The organism is Methylovulum psychrotolerans, from assembly GCF_002923755.1.
GTDB lineage: Bacteria > Pseudomonadota > Gammaproteobacteria > Methylococcales > Methylomonadaceae > Methylovulum > Methylovulum psychrotolerans.
The window spans coordinates 753,403-760,946 of record NZ_PGFZ01000001.1 but is presented as its reverse complement, the minus strand read 5'-3'; the positions used below and the strand labels follow the sequence as shown (position 1 = coordinate 760,946).

Genomic DNA, 7,544 nt, shown 5'->3' with positions numbered 1-7,544 from the left:
CGCTGCAAAATTTTCAGGATCGTCAAGGACGTTTACCGGGGCAAACACAAAAACTACTCCCTGACATGGAGCCTGGTGGCCGCACTGGTTAACCTGAGATATGGCAACATTTAGGAAAGATGTCTAATATAAAAATGGAGTTATTATTTTTCCTGGTATAAAACCACATGATATCGATGTTATATTTTCTAATATCCCTAATAAAAATACCTATAAAAACATGTATTTATTTGATGTTCTAACAAATGATGGCACTGGTATTTCTAGTATTCAATACACATTAAGAATACTAACAGATAATTGGGATAAAGCTAAAAAAGAGGCGGAATTACAAGCAAAATCAGAGTTCGGTAATCTTTTTATACTTACACCAATAGGAGTTGAATTTTATCATCAAGCCTATTAAAAAAGGTAACGCGGTAAGGCGCAATCCTCTAACGCTCGCGCCCTACGGAATGAGCTTTGCCCCGTTGTCAGGATAAATCAACGAAACCAACTCATTGCCGTTTTTACGATAAACCAAGAAGTCACTATCCAAGGTAAAAATACAGCTATCCCGATAATGTTCTGATATTCTCACCAAACAAGCGTCTGCAAAAGACATTGGCACGTCGCTGTATTTGCGCATTAACGTTTCAACAGCCGCGTATTCGTTCGCAAAAGAAAACGGTATTGAAATAATGCCTGATTGCAAATAGCCGAAAATAACGCCAAGCCCATGCTGCTTGCGCCCAATCAAAAAACTGGTTTCAGAAATGACGGCCTCGCAAGTCAGTAATGGCGGGCGGATGTTTTTAAGCTGCCCAACCGCCCAGTGATGGTAGGTGTCATTTTTGTTCAATAATGCCACTAATACGCCTGAATCGATAATGGCATTCTGTTTCATTGCCCATAGCCATCAAGATAACGCTTGTTTACTGATAAGTCCCTCGGCGCGTCATCAATACAGCCCAAGCCGTCTTGCATTACATCAAAACATGACCCGCCTGCATTGGCTTGCTGTTGTTTAAACGCCGTTTGCAGTAGCGAAACAATAAAATCACTGGGTGTCATTTGGCTATTTTCAGCCATCATCTTCAATTCTTGTTCCACATCGTCCGGTATGGTTAGCGTCATCATGATGTTGCCTTGTTGATGTTTAAAAGTTGTTTATGCGCCTATTTTACAACAAAAAAAGCCCCAGCTACTAAAAGACGGCTGGGGCTGTTTCTGCCCGATACTTCACTGCCACTATAAGGAAAGCTTAAGGCTTATGGGGGGCATTGTCCGGCACTCACTGTTTCAACACGTTGAAATGTCTGGCAAAAATAGCCTGACCGACCTACGCCTACGATGTCGCTATTGTGAAACCACCCGCACGGTCATTTCAAACGGCGGGGTGAGAGCAGATTTCAGGTTGAACCGCAGGCAATAACGCTGATATGGGCTTTAGTGTGGTTATCGGGTTTGTCCCTTACAATAATATCCACATCTTGACCCAGTGACATGAGGCATCGAAGCAAACGGTCGGTTGAAAAACCGGACAGCCGTCCACGCACCAAGGCGGAAACCTTTGGCTGATCGAGTCCCATGAGGGCGGCGGCTTCCGCTTGGTTTAAGCCTTGCCTTTCGATGATTTCGGCAATTTGCTGAGCCAGCCGAACACGCGCTAGGGCTTCTTCTGCATCAGGTCGCCCAAGATCAGCGAATAAATTTCCGCTACTGGTAAAAACAGGCGTTTCTTGGTGGGGTGTTTTACTCATGATTTTTTCTCCTGTGTTTCGGTGATCCATGCCGCGTAATGCGTCTCTGCCCGTTTCAATCGCGCTTTGACAAGTTCTATGTCCTGTTTAGGTGTAGCTATCCCCTTGGGTGATTTTTTCTGAAACACATGTAAGGCGTAAACCGCCTGTGCAAACCGTACCGTGTACACGGCACGATAAGTGTTGCCGTCGAAGTCGTCCACGATTTCCAGTACCCCTGCGCCACCGAATCCCTGCAATGGCTTCGCGGCGGGTGATTTGCCGCCTCTTTGCGCCCAATGAAGAGCGTACCCAATGTTAAAAACTTGATTATCGAGTGTGAGATTTATATCGGCAATACTCTAAAGCCCTGTGCCTTCGTTGTGTTGTTTATGCATTAGGGTAGGGTCATAATTGCTGGGGGTGGTGTGCGGTATTTACTTTTTCATCAAGTATCAACGGGTTATTATTGTTTTCGATATTTGAAGGGCAAATATTGTTCATATTGAATAATAACCATTTTATCTCTAAGAGGAAAACGACCATGAAACTGACTAAACACACTGTATTATTTTCTGCTCTTTGTTTGGGTTTAGGCATTAGCCAATCGCTTTTTGCGGGCGATTTTGATTACTACCAATCAACAAAATCCGTGCCGATCACGACCACGGACTTTTCAAACACCACAAACTTAGGCAAAGTTACTGTCACTTGCCCGGAAGCCGGTTATTTGGTTGCAGCGGGTAGTGCCGGTATTCTGTTGACCCCTAAAGCCGGGGACACGCTGGGTGTAGTCCAAGGTGGCATCAGTATCACTCTGGATAACACAGCGCCTTATGCTGCTGACCCCAACCATTACAACAGTATCGTATTTAACGTTACAACCCATAATTCGGCCATACCGTCTTTTATACAACGTGTTGATGCTTGCACAGCGGGGCAAACGGTTAATTATCGCTTGGTGGCGTGGCATGAGTATGCTGGCGATGGCAGTTATGCGTTTCAGCCTAGATTGGTCGTGCAGTTCTTTAATAACCGCATTTAGGCTGGGCTAACAGTTTGGCAGGATAGCCATTTTAGTAAAAATGGCAGTGTTTCCTAACATCCCTGCCAGCCGCGTTATGCGGCCAGTTAATCGCCATAGGCTTTAAGTGCCTTGGCTGGTATTGTGGCGAAGATGCCCAGATTTTCTGTGCATAACGGGGTATTCCATATTGGCGTACCCCTTTTTTTTTGCCTTGGTTTTGCTAATGGTTGTGCAGACTTTATACTGAACGCCTCAGCATTAACAGCAACTGCCCCCAGGCGGGCATTTATCCTCATGTACACCGTTTTTAGTTGCGCTGACGGGGCGTAGGGTGCCGGTGGCGCAGTCCCAGGGTTTGCCGGGTTGTTCTTGCGCGGGGCTTATGCCGATAAAGTCGCTGCCGTAGGCGCCGCTGGTCAGGAGTTGGTAGTTGCGCTCACACACTGCCATGCGTTGACCCCGGTAATAGACATGGCCTTCGTCATCGTAGACTTCGGAATAGGGGCCGCGGTAGAGGACGGCGTGGCCTTTGTCGGTGCAGACATTGCCCGCCGGTTTGATGGCGGTGATGGTGGCGGCGCGGAATTCTATGCCTTCGACCACTTGCCAGGGTTGGCTTTCCCATTTGTCGTAACTGACGGCGATAAATCCGGCTTTGATGAAGGCTTGTAAAAAGTCGTGTTCTTGTAATGCCCCGGAGATGCAGCCGCTCCATAGGTGCGGGTCTTGTTGCAGATGTGCGGGGACGCGTTCGTCGCTGATAATGTCGGAGATCGCCACCCGTCCGCCGGGTTTGACGACGCGGAATATTTCGCGGATTAGTTGGGCTTTGTCGCTGTCGTGTACCAGGTTCAGTACGCAGTTGGAGACCACTAAATCCACGGAGTTGTCTTTAATCAACGGTGCGGTTTGGCGTTGTTGGCTTTGCCAAGCGCGTAGGCTGAGCAGGTCTTCGGTGCTGCTGACGGGATGTTGCGCCAGATAGGTGTTGAGTGCCGCCCAGTCGGCGGCGAGGTCTTGGATTTGGCCTTTGAGGAATGTCACCCGGTCAGACCCCAGTTTTTCGGCCATTTCGGCTTGGTATTGACGCGCCAGCGCCAGCATGTCGTCGTTCATATCGACACCGATAACCCTGCCTGTATCGCCCACTAATTGCGCCGCTATGTAGCAAATTTTGCCGGAACCGGAGCCTAAGTCCAGCACCACATCACCCGCTTTGACATAGCGCGAGGGGTCGCCGCAGCCGTAATCTTTGTCGATGATTTCCTGAGGCAACAGTGCCAATAAGCTGCGGTCGTAATCGACCGGACAGCATAAGTCGGCTTGGACGCTTTGCGCCCCGGCAGAGTACCGTTCTAAGACGCTGGTTTCTATCGTCATGGTGGTGTCCTTAATCTTTAAAGATGGCCGCATCAGCGTGTTTGCTGGTGCTAAAGCCTTTGAGGCGGTTTTTATCTGTCATATCCGAAAAATGTGTCCCTGCCAAATCGGCATCGGAAAAATTGGTGTCTTCCAATAGGCAACTGGACAAATCCGCGCCCGTCAGATTGGCGTTGCTTAAATCTGCGCCGGATAAATCCACGCCGGACAGGTTAGCGTTGCTCAGGGTCGCGCCTTGTAAATTGGCATAACGCATCAGGGCGCGGTTCAGATTGGCATGGCTGAGGTTAGCCCCGGTTAAGTTGACATTGTTTAGGCTGACCCGCATTAAGCCCATCGGCTGGTTTTGCATATCCACGCCCCAGTTGGCATGGCTGAGGTTGGCGTAACTTAAATTGGAGCGGTCGAGGTTGGCGATGAAGCGGCTACCGCTTAAATTGGCGTGGCTTAAATCGGCGCCGCCGATATGCACCCCGAAGATGCTGGTATTGGCAAGATTGGCCCCAGACAGGTTGATTTTGGACATGACGCTTAAATCCAGATTTAGGCCGGACAGGTCGCTGTTGCTGAAGTTGGCGCGGCGTAAGTCAGCGCCCCATAAGTCGGCGTGAGTAAAATTAAGGTTGGATAAGTCCACGCCCGTCAGGTCTTTGCGGCGCAAGTCGGCCGGGTGTTGCGGGTCGGCTTTGGCCAGCCGTTGTTCGACTTCGGTGCGGCTCAGGTCGGCGGCTGTGGCAGGGAGGGCGATGATGGCTAAGGCCAAACCCAGCCAATAAGGGGTAATCTTCATGCACAATGCTCCAGGTTAATCGGTTGAATGCCAGTGGATAGACATTGAACTTTAGCCCCAGTTCTGGATTATTGCAATAGATTGGGCGGGCAAGTTTGGTTTGTCGGCGCAGGCTTGCACAGACGCGCGGGCAAACCAATGCTTGGTGATGGGGGGCTAATGGTGATCGTGGTGGTGGTCGCCCATGAGTTGCTCAAGGTGTTGTGCCATAGGATCGGTTTCCATATCGCCCAAATCGGTATAGTCCAAATGGCGCATAGCGTTCAGTTCGGTTTCGCTAATGGGTTTTACGGCCTGTTGCGGCGTTGGCGAGCATTCCGCCAAGGTCAGTGAGAGTGTGCCTTGGGTTTGTTTTTTAACAAGCCGTGCGGGTAGTTTGAGGGCGGGTAACCAATCGACTTCGGTGCCGACACCGTTGATTGTGCCGCTATAGGATTCGACGGCCATGCCGTTAACGGTGGCTTTGTTTTGCAGGGCTAAGGTTTTGCCTAAGCTGTCGGGATCGACTAACGAGGTCAGCTGCGACCAGGATACTTTGTTGCCGATGGCGGCTAAGTCGCTTGGCATGAAGTCTAGGGCAACTTGTTCATTGTAAAAAAGGCGGGTGTAAAAGAATTGTTCACCCTTGATTTTTTGCCAGATTTCGCCTTGGTTAGAGCGTTCGTCGCGGGTTTCGGTGCGTTGCGCTTGTCGCCAAAAGTACCAGTTAGTTGCAGGGGTTTTGGGGTCGGCGTCGCTTTGCTTGGTGAAGCGGCAGCTTAAGGTGCTGGGGTTGGTGAGGGCGGCGAGTCCGTCCGGCAAGGTAGGGGCGGTGCTGGCGCAGGCGGTCAGCAAAAGGAGTGAGGAGGGGATGAGCAGTTTTTTCATAACAAGTTCCTGAGCGCATTGAAAAGGCGGATGCCAGAAACAAACGGGGGGTGCATTGCGCACCCCCGTAGGGCATCCAGCTAAATTATATCCTTAAATGTAAGGCATGATGCCTTGCTAGGGAGGGGATTTTATTGCAATTTCATTTTTTTGTTGATGACGTGGAAGATCACGTTTTGCTCAACAATACCTTGGAACAGGTTAGCGCCTGGACCTTTGGCGAAAATGGCAACGTCTTCACCCGCGTGGGTTTCGCCGCCTGCCAATGGTACAGTGGCTTCTTGGTGGAAGTTGGCATCAGTGGTGTCAACCGCGCTCATATTGGCGAAACGGCCAATTTGTACGGGGGTGCTGTAAACGTCATCGCCTGCTACGCCAACGTGGTAGCCTAAGCCGTTAGCATAAGACAGGGTGGTGTAAGGGGCGCTGTCAGAAGCCAAAGTATAAGCAGAAGCACCTGGATCAATCACTTTACCCAGAATGTTGTTACCGCGTTGTGGGTAACCGCCGATAGTGAATACATGGCTGTGGTCAGCGGTAACGATAATCAGGGTGTTGTCGATTTCACCGTTGGCAGTCAGGGTATCAACCGCTTTTTGCACGGCATTTGACAAGGCAATTGCGTCAGTCAAAGCGCGGTAAGCGTTGCCGGCATGGTGGGCGTGGTCAACACGGCCACCTTCAACTTGCAGGAAGAAGCCTTTGCTGTTGTTTGACAAAATGCCGATCGCTTTGTCGGTCATTTCCGCTAAGCTAGGTTCGCCTGCGGTGTCAGCTAAACGGTCGGCTTCATATTGCATGTGCGAACGTTCAAACAAGCCTAACAAATGGGTGGTAGTAGTGGTGTTAATGTTGTTGAATTGGCTTTGGTTCCAGATGTAGCTGCTGTTGGCGCCGTATTTGGCTGTCCATTCAGCGGTCAGGTCACGGCCATCTTTACGTTTGCCTTTGGCTGTTGAATATTCAGGGTCAGCAGAGGTGTTAGGTCTGAAATAATCGCGGCCACCGCCTAAAACGACTTCGATACCGTTGCCAGTGTTGAATTCGATCAATTGGCGGGCAATATCAGGTACTGCGCAACCCGCTGGTTGGTTAGAATCGGCTTCCCAGTTACGTTCTGGGGTGTGGGCGTAGTTGGCCGCTGGGGTGGCGTGGGTGATACGCGCAGTAGAAACGATACCGGTAGCTTTGCCGTATTTCTCGGCGATTTCTAAAACGGTTTGCAGTTTGTGGGTGCTGGTATCAGTGGCGCAGTTGCCGCGGGTAACATCTTGGTCTAGCGATAATACGCCGTCCAGTGTTTTTACGCCAGTGACCATAGCGGTCATAGTTGGCGCGGAATCAGGCGTTTGTTGGTTGGCGCTGTATGTTTTTGATAAAGCCAAGTTAGGGAATAACTCGAAGCTTAAGGAATTTTCTTCGCCGCTGCTGCCTGGGGTGGTGTTAGTGGCATCAATGATGTTAGGCTGTTGGCCTGCCAAAATACGCGCTGCGGTGATGGTGGAGATGCCCATGCCGTCGCCAACAAACAGGATGACGTTTTTCGCTTTACCTGGCAATGGTTTTTGCGCGGCAATTTTATCGACAGTCGCTTTACCGGCGTTAAACCAAGTGGTACGGTCTGACGCTGGAGCAGGGAACGAATTAGGCGTTGCGGCATGGCTAACCAGCGAAGTGCCGGCTGACAATACAGCGGCAACGGCTAATGTAGAGATTTTCAGTTTCATAAGTTTTCCCAGTGTTTTAAGTATGGTATGTA

At 50.1% G+C, this 7,544-nt stretch carries 10 protein-coding genes; 2 read left to right on the top strand and 8 right to left on the bottom strand.

The genetic code is table 11. The features are described 5' to 3' along the window. Positions 1-220: 220 nt before the first annotated feature. The gene (locus AADEFJLK_RS03485) at positions 221-406 is read left to right on the top strand and encodes a hypothetical protein (RefSeq protein ID WP_103973308.1); all 186 of its coding nucleotides are present in this window, start codon (positions 221-223) and stop codon (positions 404-406) included. Positions 407-448: 42 nt separating this feature from the next. On the opposite strand, the gene AADEFJLK_RS03480 is transcribed toward AADEFJLK_RS03485, so the two are convergent. From AADEFJLK_RS03480 to AADEFJLK_RS03465, 4 genes are all read right to left on the bottom strand, one after another. Continuing rightward, positions 449-886 (bottom strand): type II toxin-antitoxin system VapC family toxin, encoded by a 438-nt coding sequence (locus AADEFJLK_RS03480; protein ID WP_103973307.1) that lies wholly within the window; start codon positions 884-886, stop codon positions 449-451. Beyond that, on the bottom strand, positions 883-1,119 hold the full coding sequence (locus AADEFJLK_RS03475; protein WP_103973306.1) for a hypothetical protein: 237 nt from the start codon (positions 1,117-1,119) through the stop codon (positions 883-885). Before AADEFJLK_RS03475 ends, AADEFJLK_RS03480 begins: the two co-directional genes overlap by 4 nt. 272 nt (positions 1,120-1,391) lie before the next feature. Next, positions 1,392-1,742 carry a helix-turn-helix domain-containing protein gene (locus AADEFJLK_RS03470; RefSeq protein WP_103973305.1) on the bottom strand — a complete coding sequence of 117 codons (351 nt, stop codon included), beginning with the start codon at positions 1,740-1,742 and terminating at the stop codon, positions 1,392-1,394. Continuing rightward, positions 1,739-2,038, bottom strand: coding sequence for a type II toxin-antitoxin system RelE/ParE family toxin (locus AADEFJLK_RS03465; RefSeq protein WP_103973304.1), 300 nt, complete (start codon positions 2,036-2,038; stop codon positions 1,739-1,741). The genes AADEFJLK_RS03470 and AADEFJLK_RS03465 overlap by 4 nt, the downstream gene beginning before the upstream one ends. 227 nt (positions 2,039-2,265) lie before the next feature. Here AADEFJLK_RS03465 and AADEFJLK_RS03460 point away from each other — a divergent pair, with 227 nt between their 5' ends. Continuing rightward, the gene (locus tag AADEFJLK_RS03460) at positions 2,266-2,766 is read left to right on the top strand and encodes a hypothetical protein (protein WP_103973303.1); all 501 of its coding nucleotides are present in this window, start codon (positions 2,266-2,268) and stop codon (positions 2,764-2,766) included. Positions 2,767-3,006: 240 nt separating this feature from the next. Here the strand turns inward: AADEFJLK_RS03460 and AADEFJLK_RS03455 are convergent, their stop codons facing one another. The 4 genes from AADEFJLK_RS03455 to AADEFJLK_RS03440 all read right to left on the bottom strand — a co-directional run bounded on the left by AADEFJLK_RS03455 (position 3,007) and on the right by AADEFJLK_RS03440 (position 7,512). Beyond that, positions 3,007-4,128: a methyltransferase domain-containing protein gene (locus tag AADEFJLK_RS03455; RefSeq protein ID WP_103973606.1), complete on the bottom strand. Its 1,122-nt coding sequence runs from the start codon at positions 4,126-4,128 to the stop codon at positions 3,007-3,009. 10 nt (positions 4,129-4,138) lie between these two features. Next, positions 4,139-4,918: a pentapeptide repeat-containing protein gene (locus AADEFJLK_RS03450; RefSeq protein ID WP_103973302.1), complete on the bottom strand. Its 780-nt coding sequence runs from the start codon at positions 4,916-4,918 to the stop codon at positions 4,139-4,141. 156 nt (positions 4,919-5,074) lie between these two features. Further along, positions 5,075-5,785, bottom strand: a complete 711-nt coding sequence (locus AADEFJLK_RS03445) for a hypothetical protein (protein ID WP_103973301.1) — start codon at positions 5,783-5,785, stop codon at positions 5,075-5,077. Between the two features lie 131 nt (positions 5,786-5,916). Further along, the gene (locus AADEFJLK_RS03440; protein WP_103973300.1) at positions 5,917-7,512 is read right to left on the bottom strand and encodes an alkaline phosphatase family protein; all 1,596 of its coding nucleotides are present in this window, start codon (positions 7,510-7,512) and stop codon (positions 5,917-5,919) included. Between the last annotated feature and the right edge of the window lie 32 nt (positions 7,513-7,544).